Source organism: Peribacillus sp. Hz7 (assembly GCF_042136355.1).
Lineage (GTDB): Bacteria > Bacillota > Bacilli > Bacillales > DSM-1321 > Peribacillus > Peribacillus asahii_A.
This window is the reverse complement of sequence record NZ_JBHHJV010000008.1, coordinates 1-22,896: the sequence shown is the minus strand read 5'-3', so window position 1 is coordinate 22,896 and position 22,896 is coordinate 1. Positions and strand designations below refer to the sequence as shown.

The following is a 22,896-nucleotide window of genomic DNA, read 5'->3' as shown; positions in this document are numbered from 1 at the left end:
AAAAACCTCCAAAGAGCACTCGTATCTATTGAACTAACGAGTGCTTAAATGCATAAATGACAGCTTGTGTACGATCTTGTACTTCAAGCTTACTTAATATATTGCTCACATGAACTTTCGCTGTCTTTAATGCGATAAACAATTCATCTGCAATTTCTTGATTTGTTTTTCCCTGTGTCATTAATAATAAGATCTCCATTTCTCGTGCTGTTAATTGTTCATGCAATGCTTGAGCTTTAGGGCGACGGAGCTTTTCCATCATTTTTCCGGTGACTTCCGGCTCCAGCACGCTTTGCCCCTGATACGTAGCCCGAACAGCATCGGCAATGTCGCTTGCTTTCGATGTTTTCAGCATATAGCTTGTTGCTCCGGCCTCTAGGGCTGGATACACTTTTTCATCGTCTAAAAAGCTTGTTACAATAATAATTTTCGCTTCCGGCCATTTTTCTAAAATAACTTTTGTCGCTTCAATCCCATCCATCTCCGGCATCACCAAGTCCATCAGGATAATATCAGGACGCAATTCGATTGCCATATCCACTGCTGTGCGTCCATTATCCGCCTCACCTACCACTTCGATATCACTTTGTGCAGATAAATAGGCGGCTACTCCTATTCTTACCATCTCATGGTCATCGACAAACAATACTTTAATCATTTTCTTCATCTCCCACATGCATAAATGGAATTTTCACTTCCAGCCGTGTACCTTGATTTGGCACACTCACAATCTTCATCGTTCCGCCAATCTCCACGGCGCGCTCGTACATATTATGCAAACCATAAGACCCTGCTTTTGCTTCATCAACAGAAAAGCCTACTCCATCATCCACAATACGCAAAATAAGCAACTCATCGCGACTCATCAATAACACTTCAAGTGAATTCGCTTTCGCATGACGTAATGTATTGGAAACAGATTCCTGAACAATGCGAAAGAGGTGATCTTCAATACCTTTGTCTAAGATAACGGGGTCCAGCTTCCACGCAATCTCCATCGGTACTTTTTGTGTTAATTCAACGAGCAATTCCTGAACCCCTTCCTGCAATGTTTTATTATGTAAGGCAACAGGGCGTAAATGTAACAATAATGCACGCATCTCAAGCTGAGATTGATGAATCATCCCTTCGACTAATTTCAACTGCTTCTTTTCTGTCGACTCGGTATCAGCATGCGATTCTGTAATGGCCGACATCAGCATCGATGCTGCAAATAATTGCTGACTAACAGAATCATGGAGCTCTCTCGCTAAGCGATTTCTCTCTCGGGAGATAATTTCTTGAATTTGTTTTTCCTGATCCACCGCTTTTTCATTGGCCATTTTTTGTGAGAGCTTCACTTGTTCATTCATTTGCTTCTGCACATGCCCAATTCGCTCAGCCATCCGCCTCAGTTCTTGAAGAGAAAAGACTGGAGTTTTTTGCGATGCTCGGCCTTGCTGGAGTAAATAAAGTTGTTCATCTAGCTCCTTCCATTGGCGCTTCCAATACAAACCGGAAAAAACACCATATATAATGCCTGCTCCCATCATCATAATAGGGACAAAGATAACAAAAGGAAGATCCATTACCCGTCTCTCCCACAGTAATTGCCAATGATCTAAAGGAAAAACGAGAAAAACGAGCGCTGGTACGACAATCGACAATACGAAAGAGACACCTAAAGCAGATAAAATTTGGCGTGTCATCATACTCATACGCGTCTCACCTCTAAATCGCCGACGATGACTGCTGTCGTAATATGCACTTTTTGTTTAGCCTCGGTAAACTCTTCCGTTTGATAAGAGACAATTTGGTTAAAAATTCGCTCCCCATAAGCTTGATTAAAGATGGTTGCCCTTCCAGCCATAACAGAATGATGAACACGCACTTCTACTCCATATGGAACAAGGATTTGCATATTCCCTACCAAACAGCGAATCGAAATAACCGCATCCCCTTTCGGAAGAAGTGTTTGGCTTAAATCAATTACCGTATCCCCAAAACCCGTTTGGATATTCACAGGATTCCATTCATATACCGTATCAGGTGTTTGTTGATGACCAAACCATTTATTTTGAAAAAGAAAATCTACTTTCACGAGATTCTCTTTCGTCATTCCCTCATTCATTTCATTAAAAGCTGGCTTCATCCACTGCGGATTTTTTTTCGATTTATAATACATACGTAACCAATAAATCAGAAGCACCATGAGAAAGAAACGAAATACCATCATATTTAAAACGGTTGCGACCGTCATAATCATTCCAAGGATAAACACAATTTTCCCTAATGTCCGTTTGAAGAACTTCTTACCAACGAAGATGCATCCAATTGAAAAAGCGAGGGAATATAGTAAGCCGCCGCCAAAAAATGAAATCTCGACAATCAATAACACTAGTCCAATCAGAAAAATCCAACTCATATAATCTGTTTTCATTTTATGAAACATTGGCCTTCCCTCCTTCATTTCATCAGATGTTAAAAGGCGTAGAAACCTACGCCTTTTAAGAATACCACGAGAACAATAAGAAATTGAATGGCTTTCTTATTGTTTATTTTCCTTTTCAAGCTGAGCAATGCGAGCATCAATCGTGTGACGATGATAATTAGTGTTTACCTGCTGCTCAATGCGCTCTAAATAAAGTTCCATTTCTTCAAATTTAGCTATCGGTTGTGTATAACGATCGTCGGCAGATAAGACCTGGTTTATTCGATGATTAGCTCGAGCGATATTCTCCCGCCCCATTAATTCCATTCTCTTAATATGCATGTCCTTTAGCTTATGTTTCATTTCTTCATATTTTCTCTCAAGTTCCGTCAATTGCTGCGCTGCTTGTCGCAATGCTTCTTGTAAATGCAGCGCACGCTGTTCATATTGAAGACTTTCCTGCGTCGCAAATTCCGTTAACTCTGCCTCACCCGCTTGTTTTGCAATCTCAGCCTGGCGCTTACGCTTTTCAGCTAGGTTTTGCGCCTCCTTATATTCCCTCGTAAACTCTGCTTGTAAAAGCGATTGACGTTCGATAAGCTTGCGAACCTTCTCCGTTTCCTGCTCACATTGACGCAAGTATTGATTCAACATCGCAATCGGATTCTTCTGCTCCTTTTTATCTAATAACTCATGAAAATCTGCCTCAACCGTTGCCTTGATTCTTGAAAATAAGCCCATATTTATTCGCTCCTTCTCTATTATTTTTTATTTAATTCTTGCCATTGTCTTTCAAAATTCATAAACGGATCTGCTTGCTCAACCACTACTTCATCCTCTTCCTTCCACTTCTTATACACAAGATACAAAATGTATGCTGCTACAAGCCCTATTACTGCTGGGAAGTGAGAAATGGACACCATAAGCATAATAATTGAAAGTATTGCCCAGGAAATCTTTGCTCCTTTTGACTCAGCCTTCACATATTGCTTGAAGCCAAAGTATAAAATGACCAAGCAAAGCGCTAAGCTAATAAGCGGTCCGACATGCGCTAACACCACCATCAAAGCAATTAAGCCTACAAGGAATAAACCAAATTTTTTCATTTTCACGTCCTCCTTTCTTGTCTCTATCTTATCTAGTTTTCGAAGAGTTCATAATGAGCCTAAGCTATATTTTGGAATAAGACTTGAGGCTTAGCTTGTCATAAGACTAGTTCAATCATAAAAAAATGTCTGATTCCTTATAAAAGAATCAGACACTTCTTAGTCTTCAATAGCAAGCCGCAGCCCCTCTGTAATTAACTCTATCAACGGCTTATCATGACGATCAATTGCATATATAAATAAAGTAACAAGCATAAATATAGCTCGAAATCTTGCTAGTTTCTCCGTTTCATCATCAATCTCACCATATATATCAAAAAAGGCTTCGCGTGCTTGCTTAGGGAAATAACTGTATATAAAAGAAAGGTCGACCGCTGGATGACCGAGATGGACATCTCCCCAATCAATAATACCTGTTAGAACACCGCTATGATCTAGTAAAACATTCCGAATATGAATATCCCCATGAACAAACGATATATGTCTGGTCTGTTTCATACCTTGTACAGAAGCCGCATAATTGAATACTAGATTAGCTTGCTCTGCATATCCTAAACGCTTAACAAGCTTAGCATTTTCCAACAACTTAACCTTTTGGAATGGAAGATCTAATCTTCTTCTCTGATCAAAGGTTACGCCGCATTTCGCTGCTTGAGTGACTGGCACATCGTGTAATACTTTAAGAAAACAAGCCAATTTCTGTGCAGAGGCAACCTTATCCTCCAAAGACTCTCGGTATGGTGTCCTTCCGCCTATCATTTTGTATCCTGTAAAAGAATAAGGAAAGCTCTCACTCGGTTTTCCGAAAAAAAGCGGCTCTGGAATCTCTAAAGGTACTCGCCCAACAATCAATGGCAACAGTTGATTTTCAACTTCAATTAATTGCATCGCTAACTCACGACGCGGAAAGCGAAATACATACTCATTCACTTGAACAACTGTATTGTCAAACCCTTCTCCTAAAAGTCGGATATCACGAATATGCACCTCAGGAAATTGCTGATTAATTAATCGTTTCGCTTTCTCTAATGATATTGGATAATCCGCCAACCACGGCTTTTCCATTGATTCCCCCTCCTTACTTACCTTCTACGATCGTTCCTTCCTCTGGATGCACGAGAAGAGGAATCACTGCGAGAACCTAACTGCCCCGTCGAACGGCGGCCGCTGTCACTTCTTCTTGAGCCGCCGCTTCTAGCCGTACGACTTCTTTCACCCGTTGTGTCCATTCGTCTCGAGTCGCGTCCTCTTCCACTTCTTGAGTCTTCCCCACGATTTTCCCCTGTATCGACTCTTCGCGGATCACGCCCTCGTTCATCTCGTGCTCCTTCCCTTCTTGAACTGCGTCGAGTTCGTTCTCTGTCCTCTTGTCTAGAATGACCGCGGCTTTCTGAAGAGCGCCCGCTTCTGCGACTCCTTTTTTCCTCGACTTCAGTTGGTTGGAACATCGTCACACCTTCTATTTTTCTCCGGTCAATTTTCATAGAAATGGCAGATTCAATTTCCTCTAATTGCTTCACGTCCTTTGTTGCAATAAATGTGATGGCTAAGCCGTGTTCCCCAGCTCGTCCTGTTCGTCCAATTCGGTGGATATAACTCTCTGCATCCTCTGGAATATCATAATTAAATACATGTGTGACACCTTCTACATCCAGACCCCGTGCTGCTACATCTGTCGCCACCAAATATTGCAATTTCGCTTCACGGAAGCTCTTCATCACACGCTCACGTTTAGCCTGTGAAATATCACCATGAAGTTCATCTGAAAGAAAACCAGCTTCTTTTAAAGCCTCATTCAGCTTCGATACGCGGCGCTTTGTTCGGCAAAAAATCATAGCTAAAAAAGGCTGCTCTTCTCGCATTACTTTTATTAAAGTAGCTTGCTTAGCTCGGTCTGTCGTCTCAATTACAAGCTGACGAATTTGTTTAACTGTCACTTGCTCTGTTTGAACCGCAACAGTAAGAGGTGATTTCATGAATCGTTTCGCTAAATATTGCACCTGCTCTGGCATCGTTGCTGAAAAAAGAAGCGTCTGCCGCTCTGCTGGAAGATTTTCTATAATATCCTCGACTTCTGGTAAGAAGCCAATATGAAGCATTTGATCAGCCTCATCCAATACAAGTGTTTTGACTTGCGATAAATCAATCGTTCTTCTTCGCACATGATCTAACAGTCGTCCTGGTGTTGCAACCACAATGGAAATCGTTCGCTTTAGCTTTTTCAATTGCTGCTCGACATCTTGTCCTCCATACACCGCTAACGCCGTAAGATGCTCAATATCCGCAGCAAATTTCTGAACTTCTGCCGTAATTTGCAATGCAAGCTCTCTTGTTGGGGTAACAATCAATGCTTGAATATTCTCTGCCTGCACATCTAACTGTTCGATAATCGGAAGTAAAAAAGCCAACGTCTTACCTGTTCCAGTTTGAGCCTTTGCAATGACGTCTCTTCCTTCCATCACTTCTGGAATTGCTCGTTCCTGAATCGGTGTCGGCCGTTCAATTCCTTGTTTTTGTAATATGTATTCAACTGCTGAACTCATGCCAAGTTCGTTAAATGATTTCATTGTATAAATGCCTACTCTCTTTAATTTTCACTTCATCGAAAGCTGTTTTTGTTAGTATATCATTTCTCCTTTGTTAAAAAACGTTCCTCATCCAATATTTTCGCTAGCTTCTTTATGAAATCAACTATTGTTCTTTCTTTGTTTTTCTACTATAATTTATTATGTTTTGTATCACGAACAATCCATACATACCGAGTGTTTACTCTAAGTGAGAGTAGTGACCTCCTCCTTGCCCAAAAGCAAGGAGTTTTCTGTATATAAAAAGGAGCGAAAGCATGTTTAAACTTCAAGAACGCAACACAAATGTCAAAACGGAAGTGCTTGCTGGAATCACAACCTTCCTTACGTTGGCATACATTATTATCGTCAATCCGATGATTCTCGCAGATGCTGGTGTTCCTTTTAATCAAGCCTTTACCGCAACGATTATTGCAACTTTGGTTGGAACCTTATGCATGGCTTTCTTAGCTAATTATCCAATCGTTATTGCCCCGGCCATGGGATTAAATGCTTACTTTGCTTATTCTGTGCTTGGGACACATCATATTTCTTACATGATTGCCTTTTCAGCTGTTTTTGTGACAGGAATTATCTTCTTACTAATTTCTCTGACCTCTTTCCGTACTAGATTAATTGAAGCGATTCCCAATAATTTAAAACATGCTATTAGTGCCGGTATTGGCTTATTCATTACGTTCATCGGCTTGCGATTATCTGGTATCGTAACAAGTCACGACTCTAACTTAGTAACAATCGGAAATTTTAGTGATCCTGGTGTTGCCCTAACGTTAATTGGACTTGTCATTGCTCTCGTTTTAATGACACTCAATGTACAAGGTGCTCTTTTTATCGGAATGATTATTACCGCTATTATTGCGTTTTTCACAGGTCAACTAAAGTTTACAAATGGTTTTATGTCTTTACCTAGCTTGCCTGAGGGCGTACTCGTTTACAATCCGATTCAATCCATTAGTGATGTGATTGAGTTTGGCTTATACGGAGTTATTTTCTCCTTTTTACTTGTCATGTTATTTGATACAACAGGCGCTCTACTCGGCATTATCGGTCAAGCAGGGCTACTGAAAAAAGGAAAGTTAGAAAAACCAGGTAGTGCCTTCTTTGCTGATTCAATCGGTGCAACCGTTGGCTCAATGTTTGGTACGAGCCCAACCGCTGCTTCTGTTGAATCTTCGGCTGGTGTTGGAGCTGGTGGCAAAACAGGGTTAACAGCATTAGTGGTAGCTATATTATTTGCCGTTGCTGCCTTTTTCAGTCCGCTCGTTGGCGCCGTTTCCAATGTTGCTGCCATTACATCGCCAAGCTTAATTATTGTCGGTAGCTTAATGATTAGAAGCATTTCAGAAATCGATTGGAAAGAGTTTGATGAAGCATTCCCTGCCTTCTTAATTGTCGTAGCTATGCCGCTTACTTCTAGCATTGCAAACGGGATTGCACTTGGCTTTATCGCTTATCCGATTATGAAAATCGCAAAGGGACAAGCTCGTAATGTCCATCCGCTCCTCTATCTTTTCGCAGTGTTATTTTTATATCATCTTATTTTCCTAGCATAATAAAAGCCGTGATCTAGATTAGTTATCCCTAAGCTAAATCACAGCTTTTTTCATCTATTCATTTGCGCTAAAAAGTCACCTAGAAGATCATCCAAACCTTCTTCTACATCCAGATGCTCCGGTTGCTCCGGTTCATTCTCTTGCACATTTTCAACGGTTGGAGCAATGACGATATCCGGCATCTCTGCAACCGCCAATTCACGCTCTGCTTCACGCCGTATAGGAGTGATAGGAGGCTCAGGAACATCCATTTCGCCGCCATTTAAGGCTGAAAGCAAGGCCGTCGTACGCATTGGATTCTCCAAAAGCTCGTAAAGAATATTACCGAGCAATGCTTCTGAATGAGCGTGCTTTAGCCAATCCCGCTGCGCCTTACTTAGGCGTTGCGGCAACGGCAGCGTAACGAACTCCTTATCTTGATGCGGGCTATTCCCCACCCCAGATAAAACAAATTGAGCCACTTTACTTGAAAAATTACGCCCCTCTGTTTCTTTTAATCTTTGTAACTGTTTTAATGCATAATCTGGCGTATCTGAAGGAATACGAAAAGTAATCGCTTGTCCCCTCTTAATTTCGGCAGAGGTTAGTTTTCTCATATGGCCACCTATTTATTATTTGTAACGACTTTTTTCTTATTAGCTTCTTCACGACGATGAAAATCAGCTATAAGCTTATAGTAAGCGTTAGCCATCATCCAAACGCTTTCCTTTTCATCTTCAAAGAAATCAATATTATACCCATCAAAACTATTATTCAACGTTTTCAAATACTCTTTTAATACAAGGGAACCACCACCGACAAAATAGCAAATTTCCGTTTGCGAATTCTTCTGCCAAACATTACGCAGATGGCGGTACTGCTTCTTAGCTAGTTCTCCTAAAATACGATCGACAATATCATGCACACTTGTTCGGCTACCACGCACCATAATATGATTGCGATCGTTTTTCTTTGTAATAATTTCAACGACATCACGACGGCTATCTAATTCTACGCCATGTTTTTTACGAATCTCTTCACGAATAGCTTCTAATGCCTCGGCAACTCCTAAGTTAAAACCTCTTGCTTTATCATCATCTACTTTTCGGTTTTTGATTACAGCAATATCTGTAGATAGTCCACCGATATCCTGAATCAAAATTTGTTTATCAATTAAATCACGGTTAATAACCTTTAATTCATTATCCATAACTAGATTAATATAAGCAGCAAAGCCTTCCGGATACACTTTTACCTCGTCAAATTTAAGGTTTACCTTCATCCCCTGATATTTAGGTGTCACTAAAAATTCAACTTGATGAACAGAACCTAACAGCTTCGAACGATAGCCAACGTCTTTTCCTTCCTTTACCTCACGAAGGGGCAAGCCTGTTCCGAGCGTATAATTGGCTTCTACTACGGATTTGTTTACTTTAAATACACCTGTATTCGCTTGCTGAACAGCATCTAATGCAAGAGCAGAAAACAGCATAACTAATGTCTGATCTTCTTCAGATTTACTACTTCCAATATCCAGCTCAGTTGGATTATCACTTTTCGTCGCTAAATAGCCAACACGATAAATCACATTATTTGCTTGGAGTGCTGGAGAATGGAGTCTGATATGAAGTCCATCTAACGGGTTATTTTCATTGAGGTCTTCAATCCCAATAATCGGACGGTCTTCAATATCTCTAGCAATCACATTTGGGATATACAATTCAGAGTCTAGCTTTCCAAAAAGCGCTTTAACGGCATCATTTCCTACATCTATTGCGGCAACTCTAGTACTCATTCGTAAACATTCCCTTCTATGAAAATATAATCAAACTACTATTATTATAGGTAATATTTTACATATTGTCTATGGAACATTAGACCGATTTGTATACTTTTATGTACACATCGCGCCATATCAACTTGTAAACGAAGTCTGTATACATGTTTACAAGTTTACAAATTTCGTTTACATGTTTACGTTTTTGTACACATGTTTACAACACTCGTATACATGTATACAAAAAAGTATACATCGATTAAAAATGAATCATTTGGAAAGAATAATACATGACTATATTACGAACAATGGAGGAATATTTTGATGGCTGATTCTGAACAACAATTACCGAAAACCCCGGAACCATACTGGCTTGATTCAACTACAATTCCAACATTTGAAAAACTAGAAGAAGACTTAGAAACCGATATCGCAATTGTCGGAGGTGGTATTACAGGGATTACTACGGCTTATTTACTGACTCAACAGGGTAAGAAAGTAACACTCATTGAGGCAGGTAATATTCTCACTGGAACAACTGGACATACGACGGCAAAAATCACCGCTCAACATGGTCTAATTTATCATCAATTAATTCAACAGCACGGCGTCGATCAAGCAAAACTCTATTATGAGGCAAATCGCGAAGCAATCGATTACATAAAGGAGTTAGTTGAAAAGCATTCAATAGATTGCGATTTCAGCTCACAGGATGCCTATGTATATGGCAACACAGAGCAATCTGTTCAACAAATCAAAAGTGAACTGTCAGCTTATGAAGAGCTTGGTATTGATGGGGAGTATGTAGATTCCATCCCCTTCTCCATCCCTTGTCAAGCTGCACTCATCATGAAAGATCAAGCTCAATTTCATCCATTAAAATACTTAACGGCGCTCATCCCTTCTATTTTAGAAAACGGAGGTGCGTTATATGAACAAACAACTGCCATGAAAATTGTCGATTATGGCAAAATAACCATTTTATTAAGAAATGGACATAAGTTATCGGCGAATAAAATCATTGTTGCTTCTCATTTTCCATTTAATGATGAAAAAGGATTATACTTTGCCCGAGTGCATGTAGAACGTTCCTATATACTCGGTATTAAATTAGAAGAAGACTTCCCGAATGGAATGTACTATAGTGCTGACAGTCCTGCTCGGTCGCTTCGCTATACAGAAATGAACGGGGAAAAGCTGATTTTAGTTGGCGGCGAAAGTCATAAAACGGGGCAAGGCATGCCAACCTATCAACATTATGCTGCTCTCCAAGACTTCAGTGAGCAGTATTTAAGTGTAAAAGAAATTCCATATCGTTGGTCAGCACAAGATATTGTTACACCTGATAATCTGCCATTTGTTGGTCCCGTAACCGATGGATATCCATATGTGCTTATTGCAACCGGCTATGCAAAATGGGGGATGACCAATGGAACAATTGCTGCAAAAATACTAGCCGATTACGTTTTAGAGCAACCAAATCGATATGCAGAATTATATAGCCCTTCCCGTGGAAAAGGCTGGGGTAATATGATAAAAGACAATCTAGATGTCGCAAAACATCTCATTGGCGGAAAACTCACTTATGCCTATACAACTTCAGAGGATTTAATGAATGATGAAGGAGCAATTATCAATTTTAACGGGCGGAAGGCAGGCTGCTATCGGGACCCCGACGGCAAGCTTCATATCGTCGATTCAACATGCACCCATATGGGCTGTGAAGTAAGTTGGAACAGTGGGGAACGCACTTGGGATTGCCCTTGTCATGGTTCACGCTATTCAATTGAGGGAGAAGTATTAAATGGACCTGCTGTCGAGCCATTGAAGAAGTTACAGAATGAATAATGCAATCCGATTTTTTTCGTTTATACTTAAGGTACTGCCTAATTAAAGCAGAAAACAAGAGGAAAGATAGGATTAAACATGAACGGACAAAATCGAAAAGACATCACCCCTGGGCTATCCGTTGAAATCGTTTTAAAAGCTGACCAACGCACTGGCAAACGAACAAAGGGAATCGTAAAGGACATTTTAACAAAATCAAGCACCCACCCGCATGGAATTAAAGTCAGGCTAGCAGATGGACAGGTCGGACGCGTGCAAGTGATTCACCATTAAAAAACAAAAAAGGATGAATGCATCATTCTACACGCATTCATCCTTTTTACTTTTTATTAGGTCATGTTTTCTGCAACCGTTTCGTACAATGTTTAATAGCATTTTTAAAAAGGTTGGTGACAAGAATGAATCCTATCAATCCCTTTTCCCCTACTCCAAATCGTTCCAATCAGCAAATAGTCAAAGTAACGGGTGAAGAAACATTACAAATAGCCCCGGACCAAGCCATTATTACACTTGGCGTTGTGACTGAAAATGTAGATCCGAAAATTGCACAGCAAGAAAATTCTCAAACGATTGCACAAATTCTAGATGCTTTGAGTAAGATGGGCATCCCTGAAAACAACATCAAAACGAGTGACTATCGAATCGACCCTCAATACAATTACGTAGACGGTAAAGAGATCTTTCATAAGTACAAAGTTCTCCATATGATTCAAATCAAAACAAATGATATTGAACATGTTGGTACAATTGTCGATACGGCTGTCAAACAAGGAGCCAATTCTGTTTCTAGTGTCCATTTTTCCTTGTCCAATCCAGACGCCTATTATAACCAAGCACTATCATTAGCCTTAAAAAATGCCCATAAAAAAGCTCTTACATTAACTGAGACATTAGGAACGTCCTTACATCCGCTCCCCGTTCAGATTGAAGAACTATCAGCGGCTCGCCCACCTATAGTTTTGCAAGCAAGCACCTATGCAAAGGAAAGTACCATATCAACACCTTTTAAACCAGGAGAGCTCACTATTACAGCAACCTTGCGAGTTGAATATAGTTATTAGAAGACAACCGTTTTATTACCGTGAACAATCACACGGTCTTCAATATGCCATTTAACAGCACGAGCAAGCACTCGGCGTTCGATTGTACGCCCTGCTTTTTTCATATCTTCAGCTGAATCACGGTGATTCACACGGCCGATATCTTGTTCAATAATTGGACCTTCATCTAAATCATTGGTTACGTAATGAGAAGTCGCTCCAATTAGCTTCACACCACGATCGTAAGCACGCTCATACGGTCTTGCACCGATGAAAGCAGGCAAGAATGAATGATGAATATTAATAATTTTATTTGGATGAGCCGCCACGAAATCTGGTGTTAGAATTTGCATATAGCGAGCTAAAATAATTAAATCAACTTCAAACACTTGTAATAATTTCAACTGCTTCTCTTCTACTTCTTTACGAATGTCTTTATTAGCTGGAATATAATAATAAGGGATTTGCAGCGCTTCAACCGTTTCTCTTGCATCTTCATGATTGCTAATAACCAGCGCAATATCCAGCATTAAATCGCCGCTTTGCCACTCCCAAAGCAACTCCAGCAGGCAATGCGGTTCTTTTGATACAAAAATGGCTGCCCGCTTTAAATCACTTACATAATTAAACTTCCAATCCATTGAAAATTGGTCAGCTACTTCTTGGAATTCCTGTTCCAACTTTTCCGCCTGCTTCTTCAAATCGGGACATTCAAATTCAATTCTCGTAAAGAATGTGCCGCCTTCAGGATTCATGGAATACTGACTTAGTTCAACAATATTTGCATCATGCTCTTTTAGAAACGCTGTGACCGTCGCGACAATGCCTGGTCGATCTGGACACTTTATAATTAAACGACCGATATTTTCATTTTTTTCACGATATGCTCGTAATTGTTCTTGCACAAAGTTACTCACTTTCCCCAACTACCCTTCTCTTGTTATTGATACATTATACTTCAATATGGTCATAGAGGGAAAGTAACTATACATCGTTCTTTACTGCTTGTTTATAGGGAGTGAAATTTTAGATTTTTCTTAATTTTAACACCACTAAAAATGGGTAAAATAGAGACAGAGAAAGGAATGTCTACCATACGACAAAATCATGGCCAAATTGCTCCTTCAACAGTCAAACGTGGAAAAAAGTCTGTATTTATGGTACATATACAGGTAAAATTAAAAGAAGTATATAAATGAAAGAGGTCGAATTAGTTGGAACATAACTCTTCGAATTTTATCAGAAATATCATTAAAGAAGATTTAGAATCTGGAAAACATAATCATATCATCACACGATTCCCTCCAGAACCGAACGGCTATTTACATATCGGTCATGCTAAATCTATTATTTTAAACTTCGGTGTTGCAGATGAGTTTAACGGCAAAACGAATCTACGATTTGATGATACCAATCCAGTAAAAGAAGACATCGAATATGTAAACTCTATCAAAGAAGATGTTAAATGGCTCGGCTATGATTGGGATAACTTATTCTTTGCATCTAATTACTTTGACGAAATGTATGAAAGAGCCATTTTACTTATAAAAAAAGGCTTAGCCTACGTCGATGACTTAAATGCAGATGAAATCCGTGAATATCGCGGAACGCTAACAGAGCCGGGAAAAGATAGCCCTTATCGTACTCGTACAATCGAAGAAAACCTTGAACTATTTGAAAGAATGCGCAGCGGAGAATTTGCGAACGGTGAAAAAGCCCTTCGTGCAAAAATTGATATGGCTTCACCGAATATTAACTTACGTGACCCTGTTATTTACCGTATTAGCCATACAGAACATCATAATACAGGTAACAAGTGGTGCATTTACCCAATGTATGCATTTGCTCACCCTCTTGAAGATGCTATTGAAGGTGTTACTCACTCTATTTGTACGTTAGAATTTGAGGATCAACGTCCTTTCTATGACTGGGTAGTTGAAAATTGTGAAATGCCGAGCGTGCCGCGTCAATATGAGTTCGGGCGCCTCAACTTAACAAATACCGTTATGAGTAAACGTAAGTTAAAGCAACTTGTCGATGAAAAATTCGTGGATGGCTGGGATGACCCTCGTATGCCAACCATTTCAGGGTTAAGAAGACGTGGCTATACACCGGAAGCGATCCGTGCATTTTGTCATGAAATCGGTGTAGCCAAAACATCGGGAACGGTGGATAGCCGAATGCTCGACCACTTTGTCCGTGAAGATTTAAAATTAAAAGCACCGAGAACAATGGGGATTATCAAACCACTTAAAGTGGTGATTACGAACTATCCTGAGGGAGAAGTGGAATGGTTAGAAGCAGAAATCAATCCAGAAGTTCCAGAAATGGGGACTCGTCAAATTCCGTTTTCTCGTGAAATTTATATTGAACAAGATGACTTTATGGAAAATCCACCAAAGAAATACTTCCGCCTTTTCCCAGGAAATGAGGTGCGTTTAAAGCACGCTTACTTCATTAAATGTGAAGAAGTGATTAAAGACCAAGATGGCAATGTAGTAGAACTTCATTGCACATATGATCCAGAAACAAAGAGCGGATCAGGCTTTACAGGCCGTAAAGTAAAAGGGACATTACACTGGGTAGATGCTACTCATGCTGTACCAGCTGAATTCCGTAACTATCAACCATTAATTTTAGATGAAAATGGTGAGGATGAAGAGCAAGAAGAAAAAACATTCTTAGAGCTAGTCAATCCAAAGTCATTAGAAGTTTTCCAAGGATTTGTGGAGCCAAATATGAAAGACGTTCAACCACAAGCTAAATATCAATTCTTCCGTCATGGTTACTATAATGTCGATCCGAAGCTTTCAACAGCTGACCACATCGTCTTTAACCAAATTGTTGAATTAAAAAGCTCATTTAAAATCTAAGTGCATAAGAAAAGGAACCTGTTTGTCAGCAGGTTCCTTATTTATTCTTCTGATTTCGCGGGAAGTTTATTTCAAACCGCGTTTTTTTATTTTCTTCACTCGTTACTTTAATTGTTCCTTGATGAGTCTCTACAATCCATTTCGCAATCGATAGACCCAGTCCAGAGCCTTCATTAGCTGTACGCGATTGCTCCACTTGATAAAAACGATCAAAAATCTTTGAAATGTCAGCTTGCGGAATGCCTTGCCCATTATCTTCAACTACAAGCTGAATGAAAGAAGCATTCTTCGTACAAGAAAGATGAATTTCACAGCCTTCATGAGTAAACTTTAACGCATTATCAATTAGGATAACGAGCAATTGATGAATACGTTCTTTATCACCTAGAAAAACAATCTGCTCTGGTATATATTTCGTCATCATTTTTTCCTGAAAAGATGCAATATCTGCATAATGTTCTACAATTTCTGCAATCAACTCGTCTAAAAAGAAATTGGCTTTTTTCACTTCCATTTGATTAGAGTCTGTTCTCGTCAATGTCAGTAATCCGTTCACTAATTTATTTAAGCGGCGTACTTCTTTTGAAATGATTGAAACATCGACCGCTTTTTCTTGAATCGTGGCATTTGGTGATTGAAAGAGCAAATCGGTTCTTGATTGGATAACGGCAAGTGGTGTACGAATTTCATGTGAAGCATCAGAAACAAAGCGTTGTTGTTGTTCCCATGATTTTTTAATGGGGATAAGTGCCCTTCCTGCCAAAAAGTAACCTGCTGCAATAGCGACTAAACTGCCTAAACCACCGCCCACTAACAAAATCATGAATAACTGATCCAACATTACCCGCTCCGCATCCACATTTCGAATAAATTGAATGGTCATCTTCCCATATTCTGTATCTACCTTTGTAGACAAGGCCCGATACGTTGCTCCTTGAACCCGAATCTCTTCAATTTCATCAAATTGGGCTGGATAAAACTGATTCTCATTTACTTTAAAGAAGTTATCATCACTTAATCGCGGCTCTAAAATCGTCTGTTCAGGACTCCAAATAATCACACTCGGGCCAGGCCCTAATAAAAATTCTCCTGGAGGCAACTTTAACCTTCCTCGATCCATTTGCTGCAGAAGCGATTCATCAACCTCACGATATACTTGTGTTTCCGTATAAAAATAAATAATCCTGCTTAGTAGAATAATAATAATAATAAAAACAATCGAATTTAAAATCGTTAAACGAAGCCGTGTCTTTTGAAACATATTCGTCCCCTTAAGCTTGGTTTAGCATATAACCGACTCCTCGAACCGTTTGAATATCTTTATGATACTGGTATGGTTCAAGTTTTTTCCGTAAATGATGTACAAACACTTCGACGATGGCAATGGTCGTATCCGAGTCAAACCCCCAAATACGATCAAAAATTTGTTCACGAGTCAAAATTTTCCCTTTGTTTTGAATTAAATATTCAAGTAATTCATACTGTTTCATCGTCAACTTAATCGAATCGCCATCTACGAGAATGTCCTTTTCTTTTCCCTGTAGTTCGATGCCGCGATATGTGATGTTCGCTTCTAATGATAGAATACCACTTCTCCTTAAAAGAGCGCGAATCCTCGCTTTTAATTCAGGTGCTTGGAATGGCTTCACTAAATAATCATCGCCGCCCATTTCTAATCCTCGTACGCGATCTTCCAATCCATCCTTTGCTGTTAAAAAAAGAACACTCGTATTAATCTTCTCTTTCCTCATTCGTTGAACAATTTCAAATCCGTCCATCCCCGGCAGCATCACATCTAAAAGAATCACATCGTAAATATTTTGCTGTGCCATAAATAAACCATCATCACCATTGTCCGCTGCATCTACTTCATACTCATCGGCTAAAATTTGTTTAATTGATTGTAGCAGTGCAGCATTATCTTCTACAACTAATACCTTCAACATAACTCCCCTCCTCACAAATTTTCCAACAGATGCTGTGACATTATTGTAGCTCTTCCCCTATACAAAAGAAAGCAGACTAGCTAAAGCCTGCTTACTGATTAATAAAGTAAAACTGACCAAGGCGCTTTCCCTTTTCTTATTACTCATGGCGAAGTGCTTCAATTGGGCGGAGCTTAGATGCCTTGTTCGCTGGAAATACGCCGAAGATGACACCAATACATAGAGAAAATAGAAAGCTAAGCAGGGTGATAGTGAAAGAAAAATGAATCGTCAAACTGGAGAAAATAGCAATCAATTTAACAATACCCAATCCTAGGCCAATGCCAATCAATCCACCTAAACAGCTTAACACAACAGATTCAATTAAAAATTGAAGCAAAATCGATGTGCGATTCGCACCAATCGCTTTTCTAATTCCAATTTCCTTTGTCCGCTCCGAAACTGACACAAGCATGATATTCATAATGCCAATTCCACCAACAAGCAATGAAATACTCGCAATCCCTCCAAGCATCAAAGTCATTGTGTCTGAAACGGAACTCATCGTTTCCATTAAATCTTCTTGATTGGATACAGAATAGTTATCACTTTGATTAGGAAATGTTGTCGTCATTGTCCCCTGTACCTGATACATAGCCCGCTCTACTGCATCCTCACTTTTTGCTTTCAAATATACCGTACTAATTGTTGTACTGCCCGTTGTTCGCTTTGCTGTGGAAATTGGAGTAATAATCACATCATCACCACTTGTTCCCATCGATGTCCCAACCGATTTCAATACACCAATTACACGATAAGATGTGCCTCCAATTTGAATGGCCTGATCTATTGGATTCTGATTCTGAAATAAGGTTTCCGCTGTATCAGATCCAAGTACAACCACTTTTTGCCGTAACTCAACATCCATATCAGCCAGGAATCTCCCTTGACTAAGTTCTAAATCCCGAACAGACAAATAAGCTGAATTCGTTCCTGTCATCGAGACCTGCGTAGAATTCTCTCCATTTTTCGCCGATACTCGCCCCGTAATAACCGGAGCAACATCCTCAATGCCGCTTAATTCTTTAAATGAAGCTACTGTCTGATCGGTTAACTCTACCGCATCGGTGTCCGTTACACTGACTGTCAATAAATTCGTACCTAAGCTGCCAATTTGATCTTTAACAGATTGTGAGGAACCTTGACCAATTGAAACTAAAATAATGACGGAGGCAACACCAATAATAATCCCCAGCATCGTTAAAAAGGAACGAACTTTACTAGTTTTGATACTTCGCATCGCCATCTTCATTGCTTCTACTAGATTCAAGCCACTCACCTCCATTTTCAAATAACTGTCCATCATGGATTCGAACAACTCTAGTTGCTTCTTTTGCTACTTCCAAATCATGTGTAATCAAAATAATCGTTTGCCCTTTTTGATTTAAGTCTTTTAACATTTGAAGCACTTCTTTACTTGTTTTACTATCCAATGCACCCGTCGGTTCATCGGCAAGCAATACGGGCGGATCGCCAGCAAGGGCACGAGCAATCGCGACCCTTTGCTGTTGCCCGCCTGATAACTGAGAAGGCAGGTGATGCATTCGTTCTAATAAACCAACCTTTTCTAAGCATGCTTCTGCTTTTTGTCTTCGTTCTTTTACAACTACGCCACGATAAACAAGGGCAAGCTCTGTATTTTCTACAGCCGTTAATTTCGGCAAGAGATTAAAGTTTTGAAAAATAAAGCCTATCTTTATATTGCGAATTGCAGCCAGTTCATGATCTTTCATATCACTTACATCTTTTCCATCCAGTAAGTATTGTCCAGAATCAGGCTGATCTAGACAGCCTATCATATTCATAAACGTAGATTTCCCGGACCCAGATGGACCAATAATGGAAACAAAATCACCCTTATGAATTGTCAAGGAAACCTCTTGTAAGGCATGAACTGTTTCTCCTCCTAATTCGTAGAATTTACACATGTTTTTGATTTCAATGAGAGGATTCTTCATATTATCTCTCTCCTCCTAAACCACCACTTGGGCCACCGGAACCGCCACTTGGCATTCCTCCTCCACTTGGACCTCCACTTGGCATACCACCGCTCGGCATTCCTCCTCCAGGTATACCTTTCATACCGTCTTTTCCACTAGTACTACTATCATTTGAAATCGTGATAGGTAAAGACACTATGTCTCCTTCTTTAAGTCCAGAAGTTATTTCAATATATTTCTCGTTGTTCATACCTGTTTCCACTACCTGCTTTGTAGTCGATGCATCTTCAGAGTCTGATGTTGCTAGATTCACATATCGTTCCTCTCCATCTAATTGAACAGCTTCAATTGGTACATACAGAGCATCTTCTGCACTCTTTGTTAAAACTTTTGCTTCGGTAGACATTCCTACTCTTAAATCACCTGGTTTATCAATTGAAATCGTTACATCAAAAGATGATACACCATTTTCATATGTTCCTTCTTTGGCTACCGTTTCTACTTGTCCAGTATATTTTTCATCTTCAAATGCACTAGCTGTTAATTCAACTTGTTGTCCTTTTTTAACACTCGAAACATCTAATTCATCTACACTAATTACCGTTTGCAATTTTTTATAATTTGTCACATGGGCAACTACATCCTGACTTGCCACTCGATCTCCTGCCTCTACATCGATTGTTGTAACTGTTCCAGCAAACGGTGCAGTAATTGGATCACTTCCATCGGTGAAAGTAATCAACTCATCCCCTTTTTCGACAATTTCATTTCTCTCCACTAATACTTCATCTACTTCGCTGCTTACAGAAGCTATTACATCTTCACTATTCGCCGCTTCTACTGAGCCTGAACCATCAATGCTAACTTGTAAATCACCTTTTTGAACCGTGGTCGTTATCGCTTTTGCCACTGTAGGCTCACTATCTCTCCCTATAAGAAACCAAGTGCTTCCACCTATTATTAGAATTAAAATCAAACCTAGTATTATCCACTTTCTCATAGATAAGCTCCTTTCAACATTCCCTCGTTGAACAGAGTATCTCTTAAAATCCTTAAGTTTTCCTTAAAGGAATTACTTTATATTAATCATTTTTATCATATGATTATGTAGTAGAAACCTAGAGATAGTGCTGGATTAACAAGTGCACAAAATGGTTAAGCCATTGCTGGGGATTACATATCGGCTGCTTCATTTTTAGGTATCGCAGAAATAATAGCGCCTTTAGATTTTGATGGATTCTTCTACAGCATTAGTTACTTAGTTGCCTATCTTGTTCGGTATATTGTATTTCTATTTGTACATGATTGCCTAGCTTGTTAGTACAGGCACACTTATAAAATTATTACTAAGTATTGAGTATCCATACACTGTAATAGAGAAAGGGGTCCGTTATTTCAACGGAGCCCCTTTCTCACTTTGTTTTCTTCTATTATATTTAATCATTAATTGATTCATTACTTCTGCAAAAATAATCCCCATCGCAATTGCTCCAGCCAGCATACATACTTTCGCAGCCAATTGAACAGCCACATTGTAATCATTTTCAACAAAATGCTTCATCGCATCATAGGACAAGCCGCCCGGCACAAGCGGAATAATGCCTGCAATGGTAAAAATAATAATGGGCATTTTATATCTTTTTGCAAAAAACTGACTAATAATCCCAACAACAAAAGCTGCCACTAAAGTAGCAAAAATACTATCATATTCTATCTCAACCAGCCCATAATATAAAACCCATCCGATCATACCAACAAGCCCGCATTTTATTAAAGACTGCTTTGGGGCATTAAAGAGAACGCCAAAAGCAGCCGAGGCAATAAAACTAGTTACAACCTGTTCAAACACCCTTTCCCTCCTCATAGAATAACGAAAGCAACGGCAATTCCTGCTCCAATTGCTAAAGCAGTTAAGCCTGCATCGGCTCCCTTCGCTAAACCTGAAACTAAATGCCCGGCAATTAAATCTCGAGCAGCATTTGTAATTAACAGCCCTGGTACAAGCGGCATCACAGCGCCGATAATAATTTTATCTAACTCACTACCAAGGCCTATGTACATAAACCAAAACGCTAATACACCAATTACAAAAGAAGCAATAAATTCAGCAAAAAACCTTACTTCCAATAGTCGATGTAAATGAAGTAAACACGCAAATCCTAAGCCGCCAGCTATGCAAGCCCAAATAAAATCATTCCACTGTCCATTAAACATAATAGTAAAGCAGCCACTTGAAATAAACGCTGCAAAAATTTGAATCCAAAGAGGGTAAGCCACATTAGCCTTTTCTAATTCTTTCAGTTTGATATATGCTTCTCTTACTGTTAACTCTTTATTCGTAATACTTCTCGAAATGCTATTCACCAGCGTTACCTTATGTAAGTCCGTGGATCGTTGAGAGATTCGAATTACCTTAGAAATAGGGTAATCGCCATCTAATGAAAAAATAATCCCTGTTGGTGTTGAAAAGCTTTGAGACTCCTTACATCCAAATGCAGTCGCCATCCGAATCATCGTATCCTCCACCCGATTTGTCTCTGCCCCATTCTCCAACATAATCTTCCCTGCTAGTAAACATACATCTATAATGCTGTTTAAACTTCTTCGATTTTCCATCTAATCTCTCCATTATATAATTACCAATTATTATATACAAACCTCTCTACATCATAACGTATATTTACAATTCATAAAATTATAAAACAAAAAAGGAATCAGCACTTCTTTAAAAAGGCCGATTCCCTACTATGCATTAAGCAAAAAAAATAATCCTTACTAGGATTAATTACTTATTAAATATAAAAATGGCTCCGCAGGTAGGACTCGAACCTACGACCGTTCGGTTAACAGCCGAATGCTCTACCACTGAGCTACTGCGGAACAATAAAAAATATAAATGGTGGGCCTAAGTGGACTCGAACCACCGACCTCACGCTTATCAGGCGTGCGCTCTAACCAGCTGAGCTATAGGCCCATATTGGAGCGGGTGAAGGGAATCGAACCCTCATCATCAGCTTGGAAGGCTGAGGTTTTACCACTAAACTACACCCGCATATGAAATTGGAGGCAACACCCGGATTTGAACCGGGGATAAAGGTTTTGCAGACCTCTGCCTTACCACTTGGCTATGCTGCCGTTTGACTGGGCTAGAAGGATTCGAACCTTCGCATGACGGAATCAAAATCCGCTGCCTTACCGCTTGGCTATAGCCCAACAGTAAAATGAAATGGGGCGACTGATGGGAATCGAACCCACGAATGTCGGAACCACAATCCGATGCGTTAACCACTTCGCCACAATCGCCATAATTATAATTGGCAGGGGTAGTAGGAATCGAACCCACACTGAAGGTTTTGGAGACCTTAGTTCTACCTTTAAACTATACCCCTATAAACAATAAAATGGTGGAGGGGGGCAGATTCGAACTGCCGAACCCGAAGGAGCGGATTTACAGTCCGCCGCGTTTAGCCACTTCGCTACCCCTCCATATTGCCTTATAAGATAAGGGTAAATAAGAAGATGGCTCAGGACGGAATCGAACCGCCGACACAAGGATTTTCAGTCCTTTGCTCTACCGACTGAGCTACTGAGCCAAAACATTTAAGATAAATAATATGGCGGTCCGGACGGGACTCGAACCCGCGACCTCCTGCGTGACAGGCAGGCATTCTAACCAGCTGAACTACCGGACCATATTGCGGGGACAGGATTTGAACCTGCGACCTTCGGGTTATGAGCCCGACGAGCTACCGGACTGCTCCACCCCGCGACAGTAAAAATGATTCTATTTAGTTTATGCT

Annotated in this window: 22 protein-coding genes, 11 tRNA genes and 1 pseudogene; 6 read left to right on the top strand and 28 right to left on the bottom strand. The window is 39.9% G+C overall.

All coding sequences use genetic code 11. The features are described from left to right. Positions 1-25: 25 nt before the first annotated feature. From ACE199_RS12530 to ACE199_RS12500, 7 genes are all read right to left on the bottom strand, one after another. Positions 26-658: a response regulator transcription factor gene (locus ACE199_RS12530; RefSeq protein ID WP_375350071.1), complete on the bottom strand. Its 633-nt coding sequence runs from the start codon at positions 656-658 to the stop codon at positions 26-28. After that, positions 651-1,697, bottom strand: a complete 1,047-nt coding sequence (locus ACE199_RS12525; protein ID WP_375350070.1) for a histidine kinase — start codon at positions 1,695-1,697, stop codon at positions 651-653. Before ACE199_RS12525 ends, ACE199_RS12530 begins: the two co-directional genes overlap by 8 nt. After that, positions 1,694-2,431 (bottom strand): cell wall-active antibiotics response protein LiaF, encoded by a 738-nt coding sequence (gene liaF / locus ACE199_RS12520; protein WP_375350068.1) that lies wholly within the window; start codon positions 2,429-2,431, stop codon positions 1,694-1,696. Before liaF ends, ACE199_RS12525 begins: the two co-directional genes overlap by 4 nt. 96 nt (positions 2,432-2,527) lie before the next feature. After that, on the bottom strand, positions 2,528-3,151 hold the full coding sequence (locus tag ACE199_RS12515) for a PspA/IM30 family protein (protein WP_375350067.1): 624 nt from the start codon (positions 3,149-3,151) through the stop codon (positions 2,528-2,530). 20 nt (positions 3,152-3,171) lie between these two features. Further along, on the bottom strand, positions 3,172-3,516 hold the full coding sequence (locus tag ACE199_RS12510; RefSeq protein WP_127762302.1) for a lmo0954 family membrane protein: 345 nt from the start codon (positions 3,514-3,516) through the stop codon (positions 3,172-3,174). Positions 3,517-3,675: 159 nt separating this feature from the next. Next, positions 3,676-4,581 carry a phosphotransferase gene (locus ACE199_RS12505; protein WP_375350066.1) on the bottom strand — a complete coding sequence of 302 codons (906 nt, stop codon included), beginning with the start codon at positions 4,579-4,581 and terminating at the stop codon, positions 3,676-3,678. 17 nt (positions 4,582-4,598) lie between these two features. Further along, a complete protein-coding gene (locus tag ACE199_RS12500; protein ID WP_375350065.1) occupies positions 4,599-6,083 on the bottom strand; it encodes a DEAD/DEAH box helicase in 1,485 nt (494 codons plus the stop codon). A gap of 275 nt (positions 6,084-6,358) precedes the next feature. Here ACE199_RS12500 and ACE199_RS12495 point away from each other — a divergent pair, with 275 nt between their 5' ends. Beyond that, entirely contained in the window at positions 6,359-7,654 is a 1,296-nt protein-coding gene (locus ACE199_RS12495) for an NCS2 family permease (RefSeq protein WP_375350064.1), read from the top strand. Positions 7,655-7,704: 50 nt separating this feature from the next. Here ACE199_RS12495 and ACE199_RS12490 read toward each other — a convergent pair whose 3' ends face one another. Together ACE199_RS12490 and ACE199_RS12485 are read right to left on the bottom strand one after the other, a co-directional pair. Beyond that, on the bottom strand, positions 7,705-8,250 hold the full coding sequence (locus ACE199_RS12490; RefSeq protein WP_375350063.1) for a hypothetical protein: 546 nt from the start codon (positions 8,248-8,250) through the stop codon (positions 7,705-7,707). An 8-nt stretch (positions 8,251-8,258) separates the two neighbouring features. Continuing rightward, positions 8,259-9,428, bottom strand: a complete 1,170-nt coding sequence (locus ACE199_RS12485; protein ID WP_375350062.1) for an Alp7A family actin-like protein — start codon at positions 9,426-9,428, stop codon at positions 8,259-8,261. Positions 9,429-9,734: 306 nt separating this feature from the next. Between ACE199_RS12485 and ACE199_RS12480 the strand changes: the two genes are divergently transcribed. The 3 genes from ACE199_RS12480 (at position 9,735) to ACE199_RS12470 (ending at position 12,319) form a co-directional block, all read left to right on the top strand. Further along, positions 9,735-11,258 (top strand): FAD-dependent oxidoreductase, encoded by a 1,524-nt coding sequence (locus ACE199_RS12480; RefSeq protein ID WP_375350061.1) that lies wholly within the window; start codon positions 9,735-9,737, stop codon positions 11,256-11,258. 78 nt (positions 11,259-11,336) lie between these two features. Further along, complete coding sequence (locus tag ACE199_RS12475; RefSeq protein WP_375350060.1) at positions 11,337-11,531, top strand: YwbE family protein; 195 nt, start codon at positions 11,337-11,339, stop codon at positions 11,529-11,531. A 125-nt stretch (positions 11,532-11,656) separates the two neighbouring features. After that, positions 11,657-12,319: an SIMPL domain-containing protein gene (locus ACE199_RS12470; protein WP_375350059.1), complete on the top strand. Its 663-nt coding sequence runs from the start codon at positions 11,657-11,659 to the stop codon at positions 12,317-12,319. On the opposite strand, the gene purU is transcribed toward ACE199_RS12470, so the two are convergent. Then, on the bottom strand, positions 12,316-13,215 hold the full coding sequence (purU, locus tag ACE199_RS12465) for a formyltetrahydrofolate deformylase (protein ID WP_375350199.1): 900 nt from the start codon (positions 13,213-13,215) through the stop codon (positions 12,316-12,318). The two genes, ACE199_RS12470 and purU, sit on opposite strands and share 4 nt — an antisense overlap. 297 nt (positions 13,216-13,512) lie before the next feature. On the opposite strand from purU, the gene ACE199_RS12460 reads away from it, so the two are divergent. Then, positions 13,513-15,171 carry a glutamine--tRNA ligase/YqeY domain fusion protein gene (locus ACE199_RS12460; protein ID WP_375350058.1) on the top strand — a complete coding sequence of 553 codons (1,659 nt, stop codon included), beginning with the start codon at positions 13,513-13,515 and terminating at the stop codon, positions 15,169-15,171. Between the two features lie 37 nt (positions 15,172-15,208). Here the strand turns inward: ACE199_RS12460 and ACE199_RS12455 are convergent, their stop codons facing one another. The 5 genes from ACE199_RS12455 to ACE199_RS12435 form a co-directional block, all read right to left on the bottom strand. Beyond that, complete coding sequence (locus ACE199_RS12455; protein WP_375350057.1) at positions 15,209-16,432, bottom strand: sensor histidine kinase; 1,224 nt, start codon at positions 16,430-16,432, stop codon at positions 15,209-15,211. A 10-nt stretch (positions 16,433-16,442) separates the two neighbouring features. Then, positions 16,443-17,114, bottom strand: a complete 672-nt coding sequence (locus ACE199_RS12450) for a response regulator transcription factor (RefSeq protein WP_127762710.1) — start codon at positions 17,112-17,114, stop codon at positions 16,443-16,445. A gap of 142 nt (positions 17,115-17,256) precedes the next feature. Beyond that, positions 17,257-18,435: an ABC transporter permease gene (locus tag ACE199_RS12445; protein ID WP_375350198.1), complete on the bottom strand. Its 1,179-nt coding sequence runs from the start codon at positions 18,433-18,435 to the stop codon at positions 17,257-17,259. Continuing rightward, complete coding sequence (locus ACE199_RS12440; protein ID WP_375350056.1) at positions 18,377-19,114, bottom strand: ABC transporter ATP-binding protein; 738 nt, start codon at positions 19,112-19,114, stop codon at positions 18,377-18,379. The genes ACE199_RS12445 and ACE199_RS12440 overlap by 59 nt, the downstream gene beginning before the upstream one ends. A gap of 1 nt (position 19,115) precedes the next feature. Beyond that, positions 19,116-20,096, bottom strand: coding sequence for an efflux RND transporter periplasmic adaptor subunit (locus ACE199_RS12435; protein ID WP_375350055.1), 981 nt, complete (start codon positions 20,094-20,096; stop codon positions 19,116-19,118). A 132-nt stretch (positions 20,097-20,228) separates the two neighbouring features. Here ACE199_RS12435 and ACE199_RS12430 point away from each other — a divergent pair. Beyond that, positions 20,229-20,384, top strand: a pseudogene (locus ACE199_RS12430) (sodium:solute symporter family transporter); the annotation flags it as partial. A gap of 102 nt (positions 20,385-20,486) precedes the next feature. On the opposite strand, the gene ACE199_RS12425 reads toward ACE199_RS12430, so the two are convergent. From ACE199_RS12425 to ACE199_RS12365, 13 genes are all read right to left on the bottom strand, one after another. Further along, positions 20,487-20,945, bottom strand: a complete 459-nt coding sequence (locus ACE199_RS12425; protein WP_375350054.1) for a threonine/serine exporter family protein — start codon at positions 20,943-20,945, stop codon at positions 20,487-20,489. Positions 20,946-20,956: 11 nt separating this feature from the next. Continuing rightward, positions 20,957-21,712 carry a threonine/serine exporter family protein gene (locus tag ACE199_RS12420; RefSeq protein WP_375350053.1) on the bottom strand — a complete coding sequence of 252 codons (756 nt, stop codon included), beginning with the start codon at positions 21,710-21,712 and terminating at the stop codon, positions 20,957-20,959. A gap of 189 nt (positions 21,713-21,901) precedes the next feature. Next, positions 21,902-21,976 (bottom strand) — tRNA-Asn (locus ACE199_RS12415). 17 nt (positions 21,977-21,993) lie between these two features. Beyond that, a tRNA-Ile gene (locus ACE199_RS12410) sits at positions 21,994-22,070 on the bottom strand. Between the two features lie 4 nt (positions 22,071-22,074). After that, positions 22,075-22,148, bottom strand: a tRNA-Gly gene (locus ACE199_RS12405). A gap of 9 nt (positions 22,149-22,157) precedes the next feature. Beyond that, a tRNA-Cys gene (locus ACE199_RS12400) sits at positions 22,158-22,231 on the bottom strand. Between the two features lie 6 nt (positions 22,232-22,237). Next, a tRNA-Gln gene (locus ACE199_RS12395) sits at positions 22,238-22,309 on the bottom strand. 14 nt (positions 22,310-22,323) lie between these two features. Beyond that, positions 22,324-22,399 (bottom strand) — tRNA-His (locus tag ACE199_RS12390). 12 nt (positions 22,400-22,411) lie between these two features. Continuing rightward, a tRNA-Trp gene (locus tag ACE199_RS12385) sits at positions 22,412-22,485 on the bottom strand. A gap of 13 nt (positions 22,486-22,498) precedes the next feature. Then, a tRNA-Tyr gene (locus ACE199_RS12380) sits at positions 22,499-22,582 on the bottom strand. Between the two features lie 34 nt (positions 22,583-22,616). Beyond that, positions 22,617-22,689, bottom strand: a tRNA-Phe gene (locus ACE199_RS12375). A 22-nt stretch (positions 22,690-22,711) separates the two neighbouring features. Continuing rightward, positions 22,712-22,788, bottom strand: a tRNA-Asp gene (locus tag ACE199_RS12370). A gap of 3 nt (positions 22,789-22,791) precedes the next feature. Further along, a tRNA-Met gene (locus ACE199_RS12365) sits at positions 22,792-22,865 on the bottom strand. Between the last annotated feature and the right edge of the window lie 31 nt (positions 22,866-22,896).

Coding starts and splice junctions, on each gene's coding strand:
- ACE199_RS12530 (WP_375350071.1), bottom strand. CDS start 658: ATGATTAAAGTATTGTTTGTCGATGACCATGAGATGGTAAGAATAGGA.
- ACE199_RS12525 (WP_375350070.1), bottom strand. CDS start 1,697: ATGAGTATGATGACACGCCAAATTTTATCTGCTTTAGGTGTCTCTTTC.
- liaF (WP_375350068.1), bottom strand. CDS start 2,431: ATGTTTCATAAAATGAAAACAGATTATATGAGTTGGATTTTTCTGATT.
- ACE199_RS12515 (WP_375350067.1), bottom strand. CDS start 3,151: ATGGGCTTATTTTCAAGAATCAAGGCAACGGTTGAGGCAGATTTTCAT.
- ACE199_RS12510 (WP_127762302.1), bottom strand. CDS start 3,516: ATGAAAAAATTTGGTTTATTCCTTGTAGGCTTAATTGCTTTGATGGTG.
- ACE199_RS12505 (WP_375350066.1), bottom strand. CDS start 4,581: ATGGAAAAGCCGTGGTTGGCGGATTATCCAATATCATTAGAGAAAGCG.
- ACE199_RS12500 (WP_375350065.1), bottom strand. CDS start 6,083: ATGAAATCATTTAACGAACTTGGCATGAGTTCAGCAGTTGAATACATA.
- ACE199_RS12495 (WP_375350064.1), top strand. CDS start 6,359: ATGTTTAAACTTCAAGAACGCAACACAAATGTCAAAACGGAAGTGCTT.
- ACE199_RS12490 (WP_375350063.1), bottom strand. CDS start 8,250: ATGAGAAAACTAACCTCTGCCGAAATTAAGAGGGGACAAGCGATTACT.
- ACE199_RS12485 (WP_375350062.1), bottom strand. CDS start 9,428: ATGAGTACTAGAGTTGCCGCAATAGATGTAGGAAATGATGCCGTTAAA.
- ACE199_RS12480 (WP_375350061.1), top strand. CDS start 9,735: ATGGCTGATTCTGAACAACAATTACCGAAAACCCCGGAACCATACTGG.
- ACE199_RS12475 (WP_375350060.1), top strand. CDS start 11,337: ATGAACGGACAAAATCGAAAAGACATCACCCCTGGGCTATCCGTTGAA.
- ACE199_RS12470 (WP_375350059.1), top strand. CDS start 11,657: ATGAATCCTATCAATCCCTTTTCCCCTACTCCAAATCGTTCCAATCAG.
- ACE199_RS12455 (WP_375350057.1), bottom strand. CDS start 16,432: ATGTTTCAAAAGACACGGCTTCGTTTAACGATTTTAAATTCGATTGTT.
- ACE199_RS12440 (WP_375350056.1), bottom strand. CDS start 19,114: ATGAAGAATCCTCTCATTGAAATCAAAAACATGTGTAAATTCTACGAA.
- ACE199_RS12435 (WP_375350055.1), bottom strand. CDS start 20,096: ATGAGAAAGTGGATAATACTAGGTTTGATTTTAATTCTAATAATAGGT.
- ACE199_RS12420 (WP_375350053.1), bottom strand. CDS start 21,712: ATGGAAAATCGAAGAAGTTTAAACAGCATTATAGATGTATGTTTACTA.